This window comes from Streptomyces sp. NPDC006372 (genome assembly GCF_040612515.1).
Lineage (GTDB): Bacteria > Actinomycetota > Actinomycetes > Streptomycetales > Streptomycetaceae > Streptomyces.
In genome coordinates this window covers 60,919-81,358 of sequence record NZ_JBEXQJ010000028.1, presented here as the reverse complement: position 1 = coordinate 81,358, position 20,440 = coordinate 60,919, and the positions used below count along the sequence as shown (strand labels likewise).

Sequence of the window (20,440 nt, the reverse complement as noted above, 5' to 3'; positions counted from 1 at the left end):
GTTCGCGGTCCCGAGCTCCTACCGCCCTTCCAGCGTCAGCGTCGCCACCGCCCCGCCGTCCGGGGCATTGGCGAACAACAGCCGCGCCCCCAGCACCTCCGCCTGTCCCAGGGCGATGGTCAGCCCCAGCCCATGCCCCTTCGCACCCCCCTCCGTCCGGAACCGCTGCGGCCCGTGCGCCACCAGGTACTCCGGAAAACCGTCCCCGTGATCGCGCACGGTGACCACCGGTCCGTCCACCGTCAGAACGACCGGCCCCCGCCCGTGCTTGTGCGCGTTCGCCACGAGATTTCCCAGCACTCGCTCCAGCCGGCGCCGGTCCGTCTCCACGGACACGTCCCGCACGACCCTGACCTCCGTGCCCTTGCCCGTGCCCCGCACCACCCGCTCGGCCAGCGGCCCCAACCGCTCGGTGTCCAGCTCCAGCCGTTCCCGGCCGGTGTCCAGCCGGGAGATCTCCAGCAGGTCCTCGGTGAGCGTGCGCAGTGCCGCGACCCGGTCCCGCACCAGCTCCGTCGGGCGGCCCGCCGGCAGCAGTTCGGCCGCCGCGTGCAACCCGGTCAGCGGGGTCCGCAGCTCGTGCGCCACGTCCGCCGTGAACCGCTGCTCGGCGAGCAGCTTGCTCTGCAACGACGACGCCATGGAGTCCAGCGCCGCGGCGACCGCGGCCACCTCGTCCTGCGGGCGCGCCGGAACCCCGGAGCGCGGCCGCGTACGAGGATCGTTCACACGTGCGTCCAGGTCACCCGCGCTGATCCGCCGGGCCACCAGAGCCGTGGTGTGCAGGCGCCGCGTCACACGGGTCACCGCGAAGGCACCGACCAGCAGCGTCGCCCCGATCGCCAGGCCCGACGACCACAGGATCGCCCGGTCCAGGCCCTCGATGGTGCGCGCCTGCTGGGAGTAGTCGACCGCCACCGCCAGGGCCCGGTCGCCGTCGGCGGGCCCTGCCGCCCACATCGTGGGGCGCCCCGCGAAGTCGGCGACCATCGTGCCGTGGTCCCCGGCGACCGCCAGCTCCCGCAGCTGCCGGGGCAGGCCCGGGGGATCCAGCCCGGCACCCCGCCTGAGCGGGTCGCCGGCCTCGTACCGCTCCGTCGTCATCGCCAGCCGCTGCAGCGCCTGGTCACGGGCCTGGCCGACGGTCTGGTTCGTCACCTGCACGTGCACCAGGACGCCGAGCAGGGCGGCCAGCGCGCAGCACATCACCGTGATGAAGGCGGCGGCCTTCGCGGCGAGCGTCCCGGACCACCGGGGGAGGGCGGGTCGTCTCATCCGGTACTCGCCGAGGGGGAGGCAGAGGGCGAGGCGGCGGGTGGGACGGAGGGGTGGTGGGAGTGTTTCCGCGGGCCGGTGCGCAGCATCTCGTCGTGAGTGAGGAGCATGGCCCGCTCCTCCCGGTCCCAGGTCCACTGCAGGCGGTACTCGTAGCCGGCGACCTCGGACGGCGAGCGGATGACGAGCGAGCGCCCGGCCAGCTCGACGCCGCTCAGCGCGTCCTCCCACGCCATGACCTGCATGAGCCGGTGCTTCTCGACGGTGTAGACGCGCACCGCGGTGGTCTTGCCGGGCAGCAGCGGGAAACCCAGCGTCAGGTCGTCGTGCCCGTCGCCGGTCAGGTCCCGGTAGTACGGCCTGAGGACCGGGCACCGGCCGTGCCCCGGCCCCTCGCGGCAGTCGGCCATCCGCCGGGCCGTGTCCCGGTAGGGCGCCTTGCCGCCCTCGTAGTCGCCCGCGTGCGCGGCGATCTCGGCCCGGACGATCCTGACCGGGTCCACGTCGCGGATGTCGTCGTCGCGGGGGACGGTGACACCCTTGACCACCTCGGTGTTCACCTCGCCGATCTCGAAGGCGGGACTGGACGCCGGGGTCAGCTCCGGCCAGAGCCGGGCCGGACCGACCGCCGTCGGGGTCGCGCCGGCGCCCTCGAGACCGCCGGCGTCCCCGCAGCCGGCCGCGCAGGCCAGCAGGAGGGCGAGGACGGCGGCGCGGCGGGCGGCTCTTCCGGGGCGGCGGGCGGGCACTGGACTCCTGCGGTTCGAGAGTGATCACACGACTCGGACCGACCGTCGGCCCCGTTCACCTTATTCGTACGGAAGTCCCATTTGCGCGCGAGGGAGCCCCTTCATGCACGCGAGGGGCCCGTTCGCCGCGCTAATCGGTCAGCTCCTCCAGCAGCCGGGCCGTGGCCAGTCCGGCCCGCAGATAGTCGACGAACAGGTCGTTGTGCAGCGCCCAGGGCGAACGGCGGTCCCGGATCAGCCGGATCGCCGCGTCTGCGGAGTGCCCCTGGCGCATCAGCGCGTGCGCGACGACCAGGCCGGAGCGGTTGTACCCGTGGTAACAGCGAACGAGGACCTTGCGGCCCGCGTCCAGCGCCTCGCACGCGGCCTCGGCCAGCCGGATCACCCCGGCGAGCTGCGTCCCGTCGAGAGGTCCGTCGGGGATGGGCCAGACGTGGTGCGCGACGCCCGGATCGGGCCCGTGCCCGGGCAGCCGCAGCAGCGTCTGCACGAGATCGAACTCGTCCCGTACGATCGCGAACTCCAGCCGGCCCACGCCGGCCGCGTACTCGTGGCCGCCCATCCACAGCCCGGGGACCACCTCGTTCCACGGGCTCTGCGGAGCCGGCACATCGGGTTTCCTGCGGGTACGCAACGGCGCCTCCCCAGCATCACCGCCCAACTCCTTCCAAAGGTAACCGGGTTCTTGCCCCCGCAGCACCCCGCCTGTTCCCATGGACTGGGGTGATGGTGCATGGACGGACTGCGCGTCATACCGACCTGGCGACAGGGCCAGGAGCGGCTGTACGTCTGCCTCCCGGACGGCCGGAACATCGCCTGGTACGACCGGGAGGCGGCCCGGGTCAACCTGCTCGGCGAGGACCGCCAGGACGACGTGCTCCGGGCCCTCGGGCCCTTCATCACCGGCTCGGTGACGGTGGGACCGCCCCCGGTGCCGACCCCCGCCGAACTCGCCCGGCTGGCCCTGCACCCCGACGACGACCTGGCCCCCAACCGCCCCGGCGAGGCCCTCCTCGTCGCCCTCGACCGCGATCCCGGCCCCACCCGCCGGCTGCGCCCCGACCCGCGCCGCAGGGCCCTGGAGGCCGAGCAGGCCGTCGGGGAGGCCCTGGACCGCCTGGACGGCGCCGGCTGGCACGCCCTGCACTCCGTCCCGCTGCCCGGCGGCAGCCGCATCCACCACCTGCTGATCGGCCCCGGCGGGTTGTTCGCCCTGCACACGCTGTACGCACGCAAGCAGCGCGTGACGGTGGCCGACCCCATGGTCACCCTGGGTCGCCGCATGTCCGACCCCCTGCTCAGCCGCCTCCGCGCCGACGCCGACCGCGCCTCGTACGCCCTGACGGCGGAGGTCCGCCCGGTGCTCACCCTGGTGGAACCGGCGTCCGTGTCGGTCCCGGCCGCACCGCGTGAGGTCCGTGTCCTGACCGATCCGGACGTCCCGGCCCTGGCCGGCCACGGCGGTGTCCTGAAACCGGCGGACGTGGAGGCGCTGCACGCGATGGCACGGGACCGGAACACCTGGATGCGGGTGTGAGGCACGCCCCCGGGGGCGCGGGAACTGCGCGATCAGCCACGACGCACCCCGCGGCCGCCCCATGACCCTCACCCCCGAGCCACTGGGCGCTCAGCCTGCTTCCTACGGCAGTCGCCCCGCCCGATCCGGATCCAGCAGCGGGGCGAGCAGGTCCCCGTAGTCCTGCACCCGGGGTGCGATGTCCGTCGCCCGGAGATCCAGACGGCCCGGTGAGCGGCACTCCTCGACCTCCTCCCAGGTCACGGGGGCCGAGACGGTCGGTTCGGGGCGGGCCCGAAGGGTGTAGGGGGTCGCCGTGGTCTTCCGCGCGGCGTTCTGGCTCCAGTCGACGAACACCTTCCCCGGCCGCAGGCTCCGGGTCATGCGGTGCAGCGCGAGCCGGGGCATGGCCTGCTCCGCCTCGACGGCCAGCGCCTTGGCGTACTCGGACACCCGCTCCGAGGACGCCCCGCGCACGGCGGCGAGCAGGTGCAGGCCCTTCGAGCCGGAGGTCTTGGCGTGGGCCTCGATGCCGTCCGCGGCCAGCCGTTCCCGCAGCCACAGCGCGACCTCGCAGCACTGCACGATGCCGGCGGGCGCCCCCGGATCGAGGTCGAAGACGATCCGGTCGGCCTCGTCCGGCGTGCCGACGAGCCACTGGTGGGTGTGGAACTCGGTCACCAGGTTCGCCGACCACATCAGGCTCGGCAGGTCCTGCACCAGGACCATCCGCGAGGGCCCCTCGACCCGCGGCACCTCGGCGGTGGTGACCCACTCGGGCGTACCCGGGGGGACGTTCTTCGTGAAGAACACCTGGCCGTCCGGCCCGTCCGGGTAGCGCAGGAAGGACACCGCCCGGTCCCGCAGGTGGGGCAGCAGGACCTCGGCGACGGTCGCGTAGTAGTGCAGCACCTCGCCCTTGGTGAAGCCGGTGGCGGGATACAGCACCTTCTCCAGATTGCTGAGCGCGAGCCGTCGCCCCTCCACCTCTGTGATAGGCGCCATACGATAAGAATCCCACGCAAATCATGACGAACGCTCCCGACAGTGACCGGAAGGGTGCTGCACGTGAGATCCATCTGGAACGGCGCCATCTCCTTCGGCCTGGTCAGCATTCCGATCAAGCTGGTGAACGCCACCGAGAGCCACTCGATCTCGTTCCGCCAGATCCACACCGAGGACGGCGGCCGCATCCGCTACCGCAAGTTCTGCGAGCTGGAGGACCGCGAGGTCACCCAGGGGGAGATCGGCAAGGGCTACGAGGACGCGGACGGCACGATCATCCCGATCACCGAGGAAGACCTCTCCAGCCTGCCGATCCCGACGGCCAAGACGATCGAGATCGTCGCCTTCGTCCCGGCCGACCGGATCGATCCGCTGCAGATGGACGCCGCGTACTACCTCCAGGCGAGCGGCGCCCCCGCGGCGAAGCCGTACACCCTGCTCCGGGAGGCGCTGAAGCGCAGCAACAAGGTGGCGATCGCGAAGTTCGCCCTGCGGGGGCGGGAGCGCCTGGGCATGCTCCGTGTGGTCGGTGACGCCATCGCCATGCACGGCCTGCTGTGGCCGGACGAGGTCCGCGCCCCCGAGGGACTGGCCCCCGACGCCGACGTCACGGTCCGCGACAAGGAACTGGATCTGGCCGACGCCCTGATGGACACCCTCGGCGAGGTCGACCTGGAGGACCTGCACGATGAGTACCGCGAGGCGGTGGAGGAGGTCATCGCCGCGAAGGCCGCCGGCGAGACACCGCGCCAGGCCCCGGAGCCGGCGACGGGCGGCAAGGTCCTGGACCTGATGGCGGCCCTGGAGAGCAGCGTCCGCGCGGCACGCGAGTCCCGGGGCGAGGAGGCCGACGAACACGCCGAGGTCAAGTCGCTCCCGCAGCGCAAGACGGCCCGCGCGGCCCCCAAGCAGACCGGCGGCAAGAAGTCGACGTCCACCGCGAAGAAGACGGCGGCCAAGAAGACCACGGCGGCGGCGAAGAAGTCGACCGCCAAGTCGGGGCAGGGCACGAAGAAGACCGCGTCGAAGAGCACCACGGCGAAGAGCACCGCGGCGAAGAGCACCGCGGAGAGCACGACGAAGAAGACGACCGCGAAGAAGACGACCGCGAAGAAGACGGCCTCCCGCAAGCGCTCGGCCTGACTCGCCCCCCCCGCTACGGTCCCGCACCGATCGCCCGCACGCCTGCCGACCCGCCGCCCCGGCCCTCACCGAGAGGCCCGCCTGCGCCGGCCCCCGGCCGCTCGGCCCGGCAACTCGGGCCCCCGGCTACTACTCGGCGGCCCCTGGCGAAGCTGCTCGCCCGGCGCAGCGCGTCATTCCTCGTCGTGCCGTAGCGGCGTCGTCGTGCCGAAGTGACGCCGGCGAGCACGACGGCCAGACACGGCTCGCGGGCGTCCCGCGAACCGGCGTCCGGGCTGCCCGCCCCGCAGGGCTCAGGCCACGCGCCGCTGCTCCGGTTCGGACTCGTCCTCCTCGTCCGGCAGATGGACGTCGTCGACGGCGATGTTGACCTCCACGACCTCCAGGCCGGTCATCCGCTCGATCGCGTTGACGACATTGGTGCGGACGTCCGCGGCGGTGTCGGTGATGGCGGCGCCGTACTCGACGACCACGTCCAGGTCGACGGCGGCCTGACGCTCACCGACCTCCACCTTCACTCCCTGCGTGACGCCGGTGCCGCCACCGGGCACGCGCTGGCGCACGGCCCCGAAGGCCCTGGTCATCCCTCCGCCGAGGTTGTGAACCTCGGGTACCTCCCGGGCCGCCATGCCCGCGATCTTCGCTACGACGGTGTCCGCGATCGCGGTGTTCCCGCGGGTCTCCGCGGGTCCGCCCGCATCACGGCGTGGGGCCCCGTCCTGCTTGCCCGTCGTGGAGGTTGTGGTGTTTCTGCGCTGTGTGGTCTCCGTCATGACCGTCACCTCGATGATCGGTGCGGGATATGAGCAGCGTCGTTCCTAACCACCGTAGAACAATGGTACGCAGGGGGCGAAAGTGGTGGGAAATTCATGAACCGGTACTTATCGAAACAGGCGGTCGACGTGGTGCTGCAACACGGCCAGAGCCGCCTCCGGGGACTGGTGCCCCGCGACGACGTGCACGGTGAGGCCGTCGGCCACGGCGAGCAGGGAGTGCGCCTCCTGGGTGGGGTCGAGGTGCTGTGGGATCTCCCCGGTGTCCTGGCCGTACCGGACGAGCCACGTGACGAGGTCGTGCAGCTTGCCGTAGGTGTCGCGCAGGACGGCCGCCAGTCTCTCGCCCGCCGGGGCATGGCTGACGAAGGCCAGCCAGACATGCGCCTGCGTCCTCGACTCCTCGTCCAGCAGGGCGAGTTCGGTGAGGGTGTGGGTCAGCAGGGTGGATGCGGCCTGTGGGGCGGAGGTCGCGGCGATGCGCTCCTCGGCGCGTTCGCCGACCCGCCGTGAGATGTGCTCCAGTGCGAAGAGCAGCATCTCCTCCTTGCTGCGGAAGCACCGCTGTACGGCCCCCATGGACACGTCGGCCTCGGTGGCGACGTCACGCAGGCTGACGGCCTCCATCCCCGACCGTGCGATCAGGGCGCAGACCGCGTCGGCGATCCGCAGCCGCCGTGCCTCGTAGTCGACCTGTTTGGGCACGCTCCGCTCCTCCCGCTTTTCCGATGCACTTGCATCGTATCCCTTTTCGCTGCACGATGTGATGCGACCGCATCGAAAAAACGCGAGGGGAAGTTCTCATGCCGAAGCAGCAACTCAAGAAACCGGACACCAGCCCGGGCCAGGGCCTGCTCTGGTTGTTCGGCACCCTCCTGGCCGTTCAGGGCTTCGGCTCGGCCGTCACGGAGGCCGGCTGGAACACCAGCTTCGGCGTCGCGGGCCTCCTGCGCGCGGCCCACGTACCGGAATGGGGGAACCTCCTGGTCGGCTGCGCGGGCACCGTCCTGCTGACGGTGGCGGCCCGCCGTCACTTCACGAAGAGCCACCGGTGAGGTCGTTCACCCCGTGCGGTCCGGGATGCGGAGCCGCACCTCATAGCCACCGTCGGCGGTGGGGCCGGACTCGAGGATCCCGTCGAGGAGTTCGGCGCGTTCCCTGAGACCTACGAGACCCTGGCGGGAGCCGGGCAACGGCAGGGAAGGCCGGGTGGCCGGGGTGTTGGTGACGGTCACGCCGAAGGCGGCGCCGCCACCGTCCCGCCAGAGCCGCACGGTCGCGGAGGCGCCCGGCGCGTGCTTGCGCACGTTGGTCAGCCCCTCCTGCACCGTGCGGTAGATCGCGCGCTGGGCCGGGGTACCGATGTCGTGCGGGAGTTCACCGACCAGGTCCGCCTCGATACCACTGGTGGTCACCAGCCGGTGCAGATCGGCGAGAGTGGGCTGGGGCGTGAGTTCGGTGGCCCGGCCGCCGGAGGCCCGCAACAGGGTCACCATGTGGCGCAGTTCGTCCAGCGTGTCGACGCTGAGCGTGCGGATGGTGCGCGCGCCCTCTCTGAAGTCCGGGTCCGTGGCCGCCACTTGGAGCGCACCGGCCTGGACCGCGATCAGGCTGACCTGGTGGGAGACCACGTCGTGCATCTCGCGGGCCAGCTGGGCGCGTTCACGGGCGAGCACGGCCTGCGAGTGCAGCAGCCGCTCGTGCTCGCGCGCCTCCTCGATCTGGACCAGCCGCCGCGCCAGGTCCTGCCGTGCCTGCACGAGCTGGCCCAGCAGGACGGGGGCAGCGGCCGTGGCGAGCGTGTAGAAGAAGTAGACGACGGTCCAGGTGCGGTCGTGCGGGGAAAGGTCGTCCAGCGGCCAGGGCGCGGCGGAGGCGACCGCGAACAGCAGCGCGCACAGCACCAGCAGACGGCGGTCACGGGATCGCTCGGCCAGCGTGAACAGCGCGGCGAACGGCGCGAACACGATGTCCAGCATGAGGCTGGCGGGCAGGGTGAGCGCGAAGACCGTCAGCGGGAAGCGCCGGCGCACGGCGAGCGCCCCACAGGCGACCGCGGCCAGGGCCTGCGCGCTACGGCTCGCCTCCCCCAGGCTGAGCAGGACGTCCACGACGGCGACCGCGACGACCACGGCGTCGACAACGGGATGGGGAATCCGCGCCCGCCATGCCCGGGCCGCGGTCATCGCCAGGGCTCCGCGCGCCGCGGCCCGTCGTCGAGCAGTCCCGCCCGCTGCGCGAGCAGCGCCGCCTGCACCCGGCTACCGACCCGCAGCTTGGCGAGGATCGCGCTGACGTGGTCCTTGACCGTGCCCGCGCTCAGATGGATCCGGCCGCCGATGTCGGCGTTGGACAGTCCCTCGGCGATCAGCACGAGCACCTCGCGCTCCCGTTCGGTCAGCCGTCCGACCCGGGTCGCCTCGACGTCGTCGACGGCCACCGCGGCACCGGGGTGCCCCTGCCACACCACGCGCGACGCCTTCGGCGACATCACCACCCCACCGGCCGCCAGCGTCCGTACCGACTGGGCGAGTTGCTCGGGCTCGGTGTCCTTGAGCAGGAATCCGGCCGCGCCGGAACGCAACGCGGTCACGATGTACTCGTCGGCGTCGAACGTCGTCAGCATCGCCACCACCGGCGGCTCCGGAAGGGCGCGCAGCCGCCGCAGCACGGTCAGCCCGTCGACGTCCGGCATCCGGATGTCCAGCAGCACGACGTCGGGACGCTCCCGCCGCACGGTCTCGACCGCCGCGCCGCCCGCCGTCGTCGCGACGACCTCGACGTCGTCGGCCGCGTTCAGGATGAGCTTGAAGCCGGACCGCACCAGGGCCTCGTCGTCCACCACCACTACCCGGATCACGTGCGTTCCGCCCTGTCGTCGTCGCGCGCACGCCGCCCTCCGCCACGCGCCGTGCCGATTGTCACCGCTTTGACGGTAGAACGGGGAATCCGTCACCAGGCGGCCCGACGGGACACTCCAGCCACCCGGGGGGAGGACTCCCGCCGTACGGGGGGAGGCGGCTCCCGGGCGGCGGGTGGCACCGGACAGGTGCCGGGTGAGGACCGGACACTCGCCGGATACTCCGCTTCCGGGGCGCTCTCCAGCCTCGGAGGCATGACCCAGAACGCAGACGACACGGCAGCACCAGCGGCATCACTGGCGGCACTCGGGGCACCCGCCGGGCCCGCGGGGCCGCCGACGGCCCGCCACGGGACGGCGGAGAACGAGGGGACCGCGGCCCGGGAAACCGGCCGAGCCCCGGTGGGACGCCTGATCGGCGTGGACCTGGCCCGAGGCCTGGCCGTCTTCGGCATGTACGCGGCCCACGTCGGCCCCGACCCGTCCCAAGGTGGCGTCACCGGACACCTCATGGAACTGGCACACGGCCGCGCCTCCGCCCTCTTCGCCTTCCTGGCCGGCTTCTCGATCGTCCTGATCACCGGCCGCAGCACCCCGAAGACCGGCCGCGCGGGCCGCCAGGCGGCGGCCAAGGTGGTGATCCGCGCGCTCGTCCTGCTGGCCCTGGGCACCGCGCTCACCCTGACCGACACCCCCGTCGAGGTGATCCTCGCCTTCTACGGCCTCTACTTCCTCCTCGTCCTGCCGCTGTACCGGCTGACCGCCCGCCCCCTGGCGATCACCGCCGCGGCGAGCGCGCTGCTCCTGCCCCAGGCCCTGTACGCCGTTCAGCAGACCCTCCCGGACGAGGGCGCGACAGGCGTCTGGGCCTGGCCGTCGAACGCCGACGGCATCGTCTCGCTCCTCTTCACCGGCAGCTACCCGGCCCTGGCCTGGATCCCGTTCGTCATCGCGGGCATGTCGGTGGCCCGCCTGGACCTGACCGCGACCGCCGTCCGCACCCGCCTGGCGATCACCGGTGTCGCACTGGCCGCCCTCGGCCACGGCGGCTCCTTCCTCGCCCTGCGCCTCGTCCCCGGCGCGCTCGACGCGGTCGGCGCCGCCTCCTGGGGCGACGCCGGTTCCGCCGCCTCCGCCTGGTGGTCCGACACCTGGGGCTACCCCGACGGCAGCACCCCGGCCGCGCTCCTGGTCGCCTCACCACACAGCGAGACGACCCTGTCGATCGTGGCCAACGCCGGTGTGGCGACCGCGGTCCTGGCCGGCTGCCTCGCCGCCGTCGACACCTTTCCCCGCCTCCACCGTCTCGCCCGCCCGGTGATCGCGGTCGGCTCGATGTCCCTGACCGCCTACGTCTTCCACATCGCCGGCATCCGCGCCCTCGGCATCGAGGAACTCCCCGGCTCCACGCTCCACGTCCTGCTCGGCTTCATCGTCGCCGTCACCGGCTTCGCGACGCTCTGGTCCCACTACTTCCGCCGCGGCCCCCTGGAGTGGCTGCTGGGCAAGGCGACGAAGCCCGCGGAGCTGGTTCGCTGAGCTGCCTGTCAGGGGGAGCGCACGGGCAGCCTCACCGAAGCCGAAGCCGAAGCCGAAGCCGAAGCCGAAGCCGAAGCCGAGCGCGCCCGTTCAGCGATGTTGCTCAGCGAATCAGCTCCGCATCAGCTCAGCGGTCCTTGGCGGCGCTTTCTCTCAGCGCCTCCGACGGGAATTGAGCCGGGCGGCCTGGCGCGTGAGATGGTCGCGCTCGGCGAGGCCGGTGGCCTTCCGGGCGGCCTCGGCGTAGAGCCGCGCCGCCGTGGTCAGGTCGCCGTCGCGCTCATGGAGGTACGCCGCCACCGCGGTGTGACGCGGCAGCCCGGCGTCGACCGCCGCGAGCGCCGCCAACCCGGCGCGCGGCCCGTCGGCCTCACCGACGGCGACCGCGCGGTTGAGCCGGACGACAGGGCTGTCGGTCAGCCGCACGAGCTCGTCGTACCACTCGACGATCTGCACCCAGTCGGTCTCCCCGGCCGTGGGCGCGTCGGCATGCAGTGCCGCGATGGCCGCCTGGGCCTGGAACTCGCCCAGCCGGTCCCGGGCGAGAGCCGCCTGCAGAATCCCGACACCCTCGGCGATCGACGCCGTGTCCCACAGTCCGCGGTCCTGCTCGGCGAGTGGAACCAGACTGCCGTCGGGCGCGGTCCGGGCAGCACGCCGGGCGTGATGCAGCAGCATGAGGGCGAGCAGCCCGGACACCTCGGGGTGGTCGATCCGGTCCGCGAGCTGCCGGGTGAGCCGGATGGCCTCGGCGGCGAGGTCGACGTCCCCGGAGTAGCCCTCGTTGAAGACCAGATAGAGGACGCGCAGCACGGTGGCGACGTCGCCGCGCTGCTCGAACCGTATGCCCGAGACGGTGCGCTTGGCCCGGCTGATGCGCTGCGCCATGGTCGCCTCGGGCACCAGGTAGGCCTCGGCGATCTGGCGGGTGGTGAGTCCGCCGACCGCGCGCAGGGTGAGGGCGACGGCGGAGGACGGGGTGAGCGAGGGATGGGCGCAGAGGAAGTAGAGCTGGAGGGTGTCGTCCACGGCGGGCGTGGGGCCGGGCCCCGGTTCCTCGTCGACCCGTTCCTCACGGCGGCGGCGTGCGCTGTCGGCGCGGGTCTGGTCGAGGAACTTCCGCCAGGCCACGGTGACCAGCCAGCCCTTCGCGTCCCGGGGCGGATCGTCCGGCCAGACCCGGATCGCCTCGACGAGCGCGTCCTGGACGGCGTCCTCGGCCGCCGCGAAGTCTGCTCCGCGGCGGACGAGGACGGTCAGCACGCTCGGCGTGAGGCTTCTGAGCAGCGCCTCATCCACCGGAGTGGCAGTCCGTGACGGTGGGCGACGGGGCGAGGAACGGGCGCAGCTCCAGCCACTCGTGGATCGGCTTCCCGCCCGCCCCGGGGGCGGCCGACAGCTCCCCGGCCAGCTCGACGGCACGCTCGTAGCTGTCGACGTCGATCACCATCCACCCGGCGACGAGGTCCTTCGTCTCGGCGAACGGCCCGTCGGTCACCGGCGGCCGCCCCTCCCCGTCGTACCGCACCCAGGCCCCCTCGGCCGCCAGCGCCTGACCGTCGACGAACTCGCCGGTCTTCTCGAGCCGGTCCGCGAAGTCCCGCATGTACTGCATGTGCGCGGAGATCTCCTCCGGCGTCCACTGGTCCATCGGCACGTCGTTCACCGCAGCGGGTGCGCCACGGTAGTGCTTCAGCAGCAGGTACTTGGCCATGATGCCTCTCCTCAGTGCTGGTGCAGCCATTCTGGCCGCTCTCACCCCTGGGACGGAGCAGGCTTCGGCTTCTCGACATCGCCGTCGAGGCCGTGACCTTCTTGTTATCTCAGGGGGGTCCGGGCGGCGAGGACGGCCAGAGAGGCAGCACTGAGCATGGCGTCAGCGGCGTACTCGTGGCCGCGCCGGCCGTTGCCGCACAGCCCCGGCCGTCGCTACAGACCGGGAGCGGCGAAACCGTTGATGGCCCACAGCGCGGCCGAGTACCACAGCACCCCGATGGCGGCGAACAGCGCGCCGCCGGCGGCGGGAAGCGTCCAGCCGGGCAGGTGGCGGCTGCGTACCACCAGCACCTTGGCGACGAAGGCTCCATAGAGCGCGCAGCCGGCCACCGAGTGCAGGAAGACCCGGGTGTTCGTGGTTTCCACGCCATAGGTGCGGACGCAGTGGAAGGCGATGGGCACCGACAGCAGGAAGGCCGCCCATCCCACCACGCGGTGTGAGATGCGGACGCCGCGGGACGTGCCGGTGAGGCCGGGAAGCCGCCCGTACATCCACAGGGCCAGCAGAAGCTGGACGACCGCGAGGCCGAACAGCGCTGTGCCCAGGCGGGCCTTGAGGGTGACCGCATCGGCGCCCTGGGCACCGAAAAGGCTCGTGGTGTACTCAGGGCTGTGGTGACGGCCGGTCACCCAGATCGCCACCGCCGTAGCCACCGGCAGGGCGGCGCCGAGCGCGAAGGCGGCGGCCCGCGCCGGAGAGTGCCGGCGGTGGCTTCGGTGACGGCTCTTCTCCGTCACGCCGATTGCCTTTTCATTCGGTCGTCACCGATCAGTCCAGGTCGACCTTGTCGCCGCCGGCGTTGAGCACGTACCACTCGGCGCCGAACTGGTCGAGCCCCTGACCGTTCGTGTCGCCCGGCGCGGCGTCTCCCGCGTACCTGTAGAGCGGATGCCCGTGGTAGGTGACCTGCTCCTTGCCGTCGGACCGCTTCGACGTGCCCAGCAGACCGGACTGCGCCGAGCCACCGGCCGACGGTGCCCCGGACGTCAGCAGCGGTGGCCAGGCCGCGGCGCACGCCCCCGAACAGGTCGAAGTCGTCGACTTGTCCGCCTCGAACAGGTAGAGGGTACGGCCCTTCCCGTCGACCAGGATCGTGCCGAGCTTGCCGGCCGAGGCGGTCTTCACCATGGCCGGCGCGGCAGACGGCGTGCTGCTCGTAGGCGTTTTCGACGGCGTCGCCGTCGTCGGGGTCGAGGAACCACCGCCGTCGTCGGAGCATCCACTCGCGGCAGCGATCGTCACAAGCGCGACCGTCCCCACGACGGCCAGGCGGAAACGCCTCATCACAGCTCCACAACTCGTGAAGCCCGATGTCTGAAGGGCCGATGAGACGCATACTTTCTGATCACGGGTTCTCTACAGCCCACGCCCGCCCATGGCCGCCGCGAGATTCACCGAGATGGCGGTGAAAGAAGAAGGCGGAGCGAGTCGGAGTGAGGGTCTCGACGTCACCTGACGAAACATCATGCGGCGCGATCCGCACCGACGGCCGCGCTGCTGGACCGCACCCGGGCCACCGCGCACGGCCGCGAGGACGACTCACGGGTGCGGACCGGCGGTGCGTCGTGGGCGATGGCCTCCCTGCGAATCCGGCCATCGGCGCGCTCGCCTGGCGAAAAGGCAGATAAGTCACTGCCAGGGGCGTCGCCGACACGCTCCCCATGTGGCGAGCCCCAGCCGCTCGGCGTGTAGGTCGGTCAGCTTGATCAGGTCGGTGCGCAGTCGGGCCACACGGTCGCGGTAGGCATTCACGGTGCCCATGGTCAATTCGTACTCGGGCGGGTTGACGATGCCGACCCTGGCTACGTCAGGGTCGGCATCGCTGCGCCTGTATCCCTTGTCGTAGTGCTGCACCATTTCGACGGATTCGCCGATCATCAGCCATCGAGCGTCGCTGGTGGATTGGTGCAGCCAGTGCATGACGCGCCCGGGGGACCGGACGTGGAACGGAACCCGCAGACGGCGACGGACCGCCCTGAGATCCCTCTTCAGTTCTGCCCAGGCTGCATCCAGCGCATCACAGCGGTCTCTTTGTTGTTCAAAAATGGGATCGTGGTAACGGCCGCTCTGGGGGTAGGGTAATTCGGCCTTGGGCCGCCATTCCTCGACGGTGGAAGGCTGCCAATCCGGCATGGGTAAGCCGGCCGGGACAGCACGCAGCACGCCGTCCTGGGCGTGGGTAGCCGTCTGCGGGGAGGGTGCGGTGACGAAGACGGGAACGGCGTCGGCCGACTCGTTCAGCAAGCGTTGCGCCTGACGGCGCAGGACCTCGTTTTCACGCAGCAGGGCCGTGACGATGTCTTGCCTGCCGATGAGGTCCCGCTCCAACTCCCGACCGTAGGCGGCGGCATGCTCTAGCCGATGCCGCTGGCTCTCAACCTGGTCCGCCAGACAATCCCGGTCTGCTTCCGCGGCCTCTGCCCTGGTCCGGGCCTCCGCAAGTAGGGCTTGAACAACGGTCAGCTGTGTGCGCAGCATGTCGAGCACGTCTGGGTGGGCAACTGACTGACCAGGTAAGGACCGGCAGGAAGCCGACCCGCCACGCTCCTCTTCCGGGCCCATTTCATCCTCCGGCATCGGCCCCCCGCCGCGTGCAGCCTCTCCCGCACACAGGGAAGAGCAACCAGTGAAAGATTCTTGCACGCCACCGCCCGGACGGAGCGTGTTTCGTCGGCCAAAGGCCGCCCGCCGGGGCGACCGTCACGCCTTGGTGGCTGTTTCCACGGAGGCCGGGGCGTCATCGACAGCTCTGGGTAAGGACATGGGCGGGTGCACGGGACAACGAGCGTGGCGCAGGATGTCTTCGGGCGTCAGCGACAGCACCTCGGGCGGGGTGCCTTGCTCGCGCAGCCATTCATCGTCGTAGGACTCATACAGGTAGTTGGCACCCGAGTCGGGGGCGATGGCAAGCACCGGCTTCCCCGGGTGTGCGGTCGCGTAGGTGAGAGCAGCGAAGACGGCCGCCCCGCCGGACTCACCGAGCAGGATCCCCTCTTCGGCGGCGAGCACGCGGCACAGTGACAACGCCTCGGTGTCGGCGACCCGGTGAAGCGAGTCCACGCACTCCGAGCGGAGGTTGCCGGGAGTCCAGCTGAGACCGATACCACGCATCTTGTACGGGGAGAACGGGTGCCCGAAGGCCGCAGATCCGACCGCGTCGACCGCGCGGACGTGCAGTTCCGGAAAGCATTCCTTGAGCGCCATGCCGAGGCCGCTGAGATGACCGCCGGTGCTCACGGTGGCGATCAGTGCTCCCAGCTCGTCGAAGTCCTTGGCGATCTCCGGCGCGGTGTGGGTGGCGTGCGCCTGCGGGTTGTCGGGGTTCTCGTACTGATTCAGGGTGATGGCGCCCGGGATCGATCCGGCGAGTTCGCGCACCCGGCGGAGCCTGGCCGGCTGGTATCCGCCCTGAGGGTCCGGCTGGGTGACCATGTCCAGTTCCGCACCGAGACTGGTGGCATAGGACAGCACCGACCGCGGTGTCTTCGGATCGACGACCAGGATGATGCGGTAACCCTTGACCGCGCCGATGAGGGCGAGCGCCTTGCCGAGATTACCCGAGGTCGACTCGACGATCGTGGAGCCCGGCACCAGTCTGCCTCTGCTCTCCGCCTGCTCCACCATGTGGAGAGCGGCACGGTCCTTGATGCTGTTCGACGGGTTGCTTCCTTCGAGTTTGACGAAAATGCGGTCCTCCGGGCGGGGCAGCAGTCTGCGCAGCCGCACGACAGGCGTGTCGCCGAGCGTCTCCAGTACGTTCTCGTAGATCACCGTGACTCCTTGTGGAAGATCGGGACAGAGGCTGAGGCCGGAAACTCGGGACAGAACGATCGGATCACCCCGACCGTGCAGCAGGCGGCCTCGATGTGCGTGTCACCGCGGCCGGGATCGCGCGTTGCTGTCCACCGCGTGGCCAGGACGGTCGGGAAGGGGCCGCGGACCTCCGCCCCGAGCCGTGTCTGCGGCAGGCCAGCCGAGCGGCGGTGTGGCCGCCCGGCTCTCCGGGGCGGAGTTCTTCCCGCAGCGCCGCCGTGCCGGAGCCACGTCGACGCCCGTCGTTCACCGCCTCGCCGGGGACGCGGTCAGCAGCCCTCCCGCCTCCGCGCCCTGCTTGACGTTGATGACACGATTGCCACTCTCCGTATCGGCCCAGCGGACGAGGGTGCCGGCGTACTCGCTGCCGAACACCAAGGGACCGAGGCAGACGTGATAGTCCCTGCGACGACCGGTGGCGTCGACTCCCGGACAGCGCCACGGCCGAGCCAGTAACTGCTGGCACACATGGCCGGCGCCGTACGCCGCCGCGGTCACCGCCTGCGTCCATTCGCCGCGTGAGACGGACGGCCCGAAGACGATGCCCCGGCCGCCGTACTCGGAGGCGGGCTTGAGAACCAGTTCGCTCTGCCCGGAGAGCGCCTCCGCCAGGGTCTCGTCCGTCAGCCGGAAGGTTCTCGGGAGGTAGACGTCGACGAATTCACGCTCGGCCGCGGTGAAATACCCGGAGAAGGCGGGGGAGGTGAGGATCTCAAGGTTGGACTTGCTGTTGTACAGGGCGGCGGTCGGCGGCCCCACGAAATCCACGAGCCCGGCGGCGTCCGCGTCGGAGAGCGCGATGGTCGTCTCGGGCGGCACGAACCGGCGGGTCTCCAGCCAGGTGTACATGGTGAAGACGACATCGATGTGCCGTCCTTGGTGGAAGACGCCGTCATCCCGGATGTCCAGGTCCTGCACCATGCCGCTGACGCAGTCGAATCCGAACGAGCCGACCAGTTCCTCGAAGGCCCTGCGGCCGGTATTCATGTCGTTCTCGTCGGCGATCGCCTCGAAAACCACCGGACGTCGCTCCACCGGGGCCTGCCGGACGAGGCTCCGAAACGCCTTCCCCCATATCGCGGTCATATCGGGGGCGGTGGTCTCGTAGCCGAGCCTGCGCAGGAACCGGTGGTAACCGGATGTCCTGAACTGCCGCACGTACGGGTCATGCGTCATCATTCCGCCCATCGGCGCCGAGACGTTCACCTCGACGATCCTGAGCCCTTCCTCGGTAAGGAGGAAGTCGGGCCGGGCGAACTGGTGTGCCGTCACCACAGCGCGCTCCGAGTGCGTGCGGAGCAACAGCGCGGCGTCTTCCTCGGGAATGCCCTGAAAGGACATCCAGGCCGCCACGTCGCCGCCGAAGACCCGTTGAGGAATCGAGTACAGCAGGTCCATCACCGACCGGGCAGCGTTCGCGAGTTCGTCCGCGAAGGAGAGGGAGAACAGCGGGGGCGGGAAGATGTGCGTCCATCCCGCGCGGTGAACACCGGCATGGAAAGCCTCGGCGTCCTGTCGGGCGGCATCCGGTCCGACGGCCTTCTCGTAGTCCTGCCAGCCGTCCGCCGGTTCGGCGGTGAGCAGGCCGGATCCGTGCCGGGCCGTCGTCATATCGAGCGGCCCTTCAGCCGACCGTCCCGCTCCAGGGCGGTCAACAGGTGCTCCACGACCTCCGGGGTCTTGTCCACTCCCGTGGACCGGATGGTCCAGTTGATCGCGCCCGGATTCTCGAGGTTGAGCTCCAGGACGTAGGGATACGCCAGGTCCACCCCGGCGAAGTAGATTCCCTGACTCATCAGCGACTTCCCCAGCGCGCGGCAGAACGCATCCTCGTCGGGTGTCAGGACCAGTTCCGAGAACTTGTTGCCCAGCGTCGCGTTGGCGCGATGGTCGTCGTCGTTGTGGTACCGGCGGAAGCCGCACACGGGGACGCCTCCGGCGAGCAGGACCCGCTTTTCGTTGTCCGGGACCGTGGGAATGTACTCCTGCATCGTGACGTACTTGCTGGAGAGGCCCACGGATTGGCGCCCGTAGTTCTCATAGCGGGACACCTCGTTTCCGGTCGCCGACTGCAGCAAGGCCCTGAAGTTCTTCTCCCGGGCGTTGACGAAGTAGATGTCGGCACCACAGCCCTCGTTGCCCGGCTTGAGGATCCACGACCTGTCGGCGGACTCCGTGACGACACTGTTCAGCTCGTCGAAGCTGTTCGACACGTAAGAGGTGGGCAGATGTTCCGGGTCGATAGCGGCCGGGAGGCAGTTCTTGCTGTTGAGGAACAGCACCGCGCTCGCGTCGTTCACGAACGGCACCCGCTGGTTGAGTACCCAGAGCAGCTGGTAGGTGTCGAGGAACAGGTTCGGGTGCGGGCTGGTCAGCAACCAGACGAGTTCGAAGTCCTCGGCGCTGCGCCTGGTGAGCTTCATGTCAGGGAAGGGAACTCCCTGGTTGTACTCGCGATCCAGTCGAAACATGTCGCACATCACGGTGCCTGCGCTGATTCCGAGCGTCTCGATGTCGGCCACATGCACTTCCTGCCCGCATCGGAGCAGTCCGTTCGGGATCAGGGAATGGTTGTCGAGCCGGTACTCCTGCATACGGGAGATCAGCACAAGAACCTTGTAACCCATGGAAAAATCCTCCGGATACGTGGTGAGTTCTACCGGTCGCTGTTCGGCGCGTGCGTCATCGCCGCGCTGTCTTCCCGAGATCGCGCGCCAGCGCATCGAGGTCCTCGCGGACGGCCTGGTCCGGTCCCGCCAGCAGGACGTAGCCGATGCGGTCGTAGTTGCTCCGGGCGTCCTGGCCGGCTGACCAGGCGTCTGGCCGGACCTGGCCGCGCTGATGTGTGGCCAATCGTGTCAGGAGGGTTCTGAGCCCATGAGGGGTCAGGTCGTCGGACACCTCGTCGGGCATCACGAACCGGCTGGCGGCCGCGGCGAACTGCGGCTTGGGCTCCGGCGCTGCGATCTTGTCGCGCAGATGGCAGTCGAGGTAGCGGGCGACCATGTCGATGCCCGTACACCACTTCACCAACTGGGTGATATGGCCACCCGGAAGCCGGGGGTTGATCTCGATGAGGTGGACGTCGCCGGCGTGGACACGGAGTTCGATATGGGCGGCCCCGCCGCGCAGCCGGATGGCCTCCACCCATCGCAGCGCCTGCGCACCGATCTGCCGCGCGAGCGGAGCAGGCAGCGGGGCCGGGAAGACGTGGCCGCGTTCGACGAAGTGAGGGGGGCCGCCGAGGAACTTCTGCGTGATGCCGGCGACGCACCAGCCCTGTTCCGCGTCCCAGTAGAGCTCGCAGCTGTACTCGTCGCCTTCGATGAACTGCTCCAGGAGCACGGTCCTTCGCGGGCGGTATCCGCGCACGTTGACCACGTGTGCGCGGTACAGGTCGGTCACCGCTCTGACATCGGCCGGGGTGTGGCAGAGCCGGACGGAGACACTGCCGCTCTCGTCGACCGGCTTCACGACCAGCGGGTACGTCAGAGACTCCAGGTCGGTCTTGCCGATCTCGTCCTCAGGCACCGTCTGGAACCATGGGGTGTTGCCGGGGTCGCCCGTCAGCTCACGGGCCATGTCCTTGTACCGTGCCGCCACCAGTCCGGGGACGTCCGCGTGCGGCAAGCCGAGCACCATGGCACAGAGCGCGGCCGTCACGAGGTGGTAGTCGTCGAACGAGATGACCGCTTCGACGTCGATATGCCGGATGGCGCTGAGGACCTCACTGACGTTGAAGCTGTCGCAGACGGTGATGACCGCGCCGCAGAGCTCCATGGGGTTGTCCGGAAGTGTTTGGTAGAACTCCTGCTGCATGGTGACGAACACCAGGTCGTATCCGTACTCGATGGCGAGTCGCATCGCATCCGAAGTGGTGCCCGTGTTGTTCGCCTCAAGAAATATGATCGCCACGCCACTCGTTTTCTTCCAGCTGTGGGAATGAGAAATTCGCGGATGCAGCACCGGTATGGCCGTGAGGCTGGCACG

Annotated in this window: 22 protein-coding genes; 5 read left to right on the top strand and 17 right to left on the bottom strand. The window is 70.4% G+C overall.

The features are described from left to right. Positions 1–18: 18 nt before the first annotated feature. The 3 genes from ABZ016_RS31740 to ABZ016_RS31730 all read right to left on the bottom strand — a co-directional run bounded on the left by ABZ016_RS31740 (position 19) and on the right by ABZ016_RS31730 (position 2,658). Positions 19–1,275, bottom strand: a complete 1,257-nt coding sequence (locus ABZ016_RS31740; protein WP_356920137.1) for a HAMP domain-containing sensor histidine kinase — start codon at positions 1,273–1,275, stop codon at positions 19–21. After that, positions 1,272–2,024 (bottom strand): hypothetical protein, encoded by a 753-nt coding sequence (locus ABZ016_RS31735; protein WP_356920136.1) that lies wholly within the window; start codon positions 2,022–2,024, stop codon positions 1,272–1,274. The genes ABZ016_RS31740 and ABZ016_RS31735 overlap by 4 nt, the downstream gene beginning before the upstream one ends. 130 nt (positions 2,025–2,154) lie before the next feature. Then, on the bottom strand, positions 2,155–2,658 hold the full coding sequence (locus ABZ016_RS31730) for a dual specificity protein phosphatase family protein (protein ID WP_356920135.1): 504 nt from the start codon (positions 2,656–2,658) through the stop codon (positions 2,155–2,157). 99 nt (positions 2,659–2,757) lie between these two features. On the opposite strand from ABZ016_RS31730, the gene ABZ016_RS31725 reads away from it, so the two are divergent. After that, the gene (locus ABZ016_RS31725; RefSeq protein ID WP_356920134.1) at positions 2,758–3,561 is read left to right on the top strand and encodes a nuclease-related domain-containing protein; all 804 of its coding nucleotides are present in this window, start codon (positions 2,758–2,760) and stop codon (positions 3,559–3,561) included. Positions 3,562–3,663: 102 nt separating this feature from the next. Here ABZ016_RS31725 and ligD read toward each other — a convergent pair whose 3' ends face one another. Continuing rightward, positions 3,664–4,545 (bottom strand): non-homologous end-joining DNA ligase, encoded by an 882-nt coding sequence (ligD, locus tag ABZ016_RS31720; RefSeq protein ID WP_356920133.1) that lies wholly within the window; start codon positions 4,543–4,545, stop codon positions 3,664–3,666. A 54-nt stretch (positions 4,546–4,599) separates the two neighbouring features. On the opposite strand from ligD, the gene ABZ016_RS31715 reads away from it, so the two are divergent. Next, complete coding sequence (locus tag ABZ016_RS31715) at positions 4,600–5,688, top strand: Ku protein (RefSeq protein WP_356920168.1); 1,089 nt, start codon at positions 4,600–4,602, stop codon at positions 5,686–5,688. 293 nt (positions 5,689–5,981) lie between these two features. Here the strand turns inward: ABZ016_RS31715 and ABZ016_RS31710 are convergent, their stop codons facing one another. Next, positions 5,982–6,461: an Asp23/Gls24 family envelope stress response protein gene (locus ABZ016_RS31710; protein WP_356920132.1), complete on the bottom strand. Its 480-nt coding sequence runs from the start codon at positions 6,459–6,461 to the stop codon at positions 5,982–5,984. A 108-nt stretch (positions 6,462–6,569) separates the two neighbouring features. Then, complete coding sequence (locus tag ABZ016_RS31705) at positions 6,570–7,166, bottom strand: TetR family transcriptional regulator C-terminal domain-containing protein (RefSeq protein ID WP_356920131.1); 597 nt, start codon at positions 7,164–7,166, stop codon at positions 6,570–6,572. Positions 7,167–7,264: 98 nt separating this feature from the next. On the opposite strand from ABZ016_RS31705, the gene ABZ016_RS31700 reads away from it, so the two are divergent. After that, positions 7,265–7,516, top strand: coding sequence for a hypothetical protein (locus ABZ016_RS31700; protein WP_356920130.1), 252 nt, complete (start codon positions 7,265–7,267; stop codon positions 7,514–7,516). Positions 7,517–7,522: 6 nt separating this feature from the next. On the opposite strand, the gene ABZ016_RS31695 is transcribed toward ABZ016_RS31700, so the two are convergent. Both ABZ016_RS31695 and ABZ016_RS31690 read right to left on the bottom strand, forming a co-directional pair. Continuing rightward, positions 7,523–8,647: a histidine kinase gene (locus ABZ016_RS31695; protein WP_356920129.1), complete on the bottom strand. Its 1,125-nt coding sequence runs from the start codon at positions 8,645–8,647 to the stop codon at positions 7,523–7,525. Further along, positions 8,644–9,321 (bottom strand): response regulator transcription factor, encoded by a 678-nt coding sequence (locus ABZ016_RS31690; RefSeq protein WP_356920128.1) that lies wholly within the window; start codon positions 9,319–9,321, stop codon positions 8,644–8,646. Before ABZ016_RS31690 ends, ABZ016_RS31695 begins: the two co-directional genes overlap by 4 nt. A 453-nt stretch (positions 9,322–9,774) precedes the next feature. Between ABZ016_RS31690 and ABZ016_RS31685 the strand changes: the two genes are divergently transcribed. Next, positions 9,775–10,860, top strand: coding sequence for a DUF418 domain-containing protein (locus tag ABZ016_RS31685; RefSeq protein WP_356920167.1), 1,086 nt, complete (start codon positions 9,775–9,777; stop codon positions 10,858–10,860). 153 nt (positions 10,861–11,013) lie between these two features. Here the strand turns inward: ABZ016_RS31685 and ABZ016_RS31680 are convergent, their stop codons facing one another. The 4 genes from ABZ016_RS31680 to ABZ016_RS31665 all read right to left on the bottom strand — a co-directional run bounded on the left by ABZ016_RS31680 (position 11,014) and on the right by ABZ016_RS31665 (position 13,765). After that, a complete protein-coding gene (locus ABZ016_RS31680; RefSeq protein ID WP_356920127.1) occupies positions 11,014–12,159 on the bottom strand; it encodes a DUF6596 domain-containing protein in 1,146 nt (381 codons plus the stop codon). Then, positions 12,152–12,574 carry a YciI family protein gene (locus tag ABZ016_RS31675; RefSeq protein ID WP_356920126.1) on the bottom strand — a complete coding sequence of 141 codons (423 nt, stop codon included), beginning with the start codon at positions 12,572–12,574 and terminating at the stop codon, positions 12,152–12,154. The genes ABZ016_RS31680 and ABZ016_RS31675 overlap by 8 nt, the downstream gene beginning before the upstream one ends. A gap of 215 nt (positions 12,575–12,789) precedes the next feature. Then, positions 12,790–13,374, bottom strand: a complete 585-nt coding sequence (locus ABZ016_RS31670) for a DUF6529 family protein (protein ID WP_356920125.1) — start codon at positions 13,372–13,374, stop codon at positions 12,790–12,792. 31 nt (positions 13,375–13,405) lie between these two features. Next, positions 13,406–13,765 (bottom strand): hypothetical protein, encoded by a 360-nt coding sequence (locus tag ABZ016_RS31665; protein ID WP_356920124.1) that lies wholly within the window; start codon positions 13,763–13,765, stop codon positions 13,406–13,408. On the opposite strand from ABZ016_RS31665, the gene ABZ016_RS31660 reads away from it, so the two are divergent. Next, complete coding sequence (locus ABZ016_RS31660) at positions 13,764–13,955, top strand: hypothetical protein (RefSeq protein ID WP_356920123.1); 192 nt, start codon at positions 13,764–13,766, stop codon at positions 13,953–13,955. The genes ABZ016_RS31665 and ABZ016_RS31660 overlap by 2 nt on opposite strands. A 311-nt stretch (positions 13,956–14,266) precedes the next feature. On the opposite strand, the gene ABZ016_RS31655 is transcribed toward ABZ016_RS31660, so the two are convergent. From ABZ016_RS31655 to ABZ016_RS31635, 5 genes are all read right to left on the bottom strand, one after another. Next, the gene (locus ABZ016_RS31655; protein WP_356920122.1) at positions 14,267–15,124 is read right to left on the bottom strand and encodes a hypothetical protein; all 858 of its coding nucleotides are present in this window, start codon (positions 15,122–15,124) and stop codon (positions 14,267–14,269) included. Between the two features lie 213 nt (positions 15,125–15,337). Beyond that, entirely contained in the window at positions 15,338–16,408 is a 1,071-nt protein-coding gene (locus ABZ016_RS31650) for a cysteine synthase family protein (protein WP_356920121.1), read from the bottom strand. 288 nt (positions 16,409–16,696) lie between these two features. Next, on the bottom strand, positions 16,697–18,061 hold the full coding sequence (locus ABZ016_RS31645) for a hypothetical protein (RefSeq protein ID WP_356920120.1): 1,365 nt from the start codon (positions 18,059–18,061) through the stop codon (positions 16,697–16,699). Further along, the gene (locus ABZ016_RS31640; protein WP_356920119.1) at positions 18,058–19,173 is read right to left on the bottom strand and encodes a glutathione synthase; all 1,116 of its coding nucleotides are present in this window, start codon (positions 19,171–19,173) and stop codon (positions 18,058–18,060) included. The genes ABZ016_RS31645 and ABZ016_RS31640 overlap by 4 nt, the downstream gene beginning before the upstream one ends. Continuing rightward, complete coding sequence (locus tag ABZ016_RS31635; protein WP_356920118.1) at positions 19,133–20,365, bottom strand: ATP-grasp domain-containing protein; 1,233 nt, start codon at positions 20,363–20,365, stop codon at positions 19,133–19,135. The genes ABZ016_RS31640 and ABZ016_RS31635 overlap by 41 nt, the downstream gene beginning before the upstream one ends. Positions 20,366–20,440: the final 75 nt, after the last annotated feature.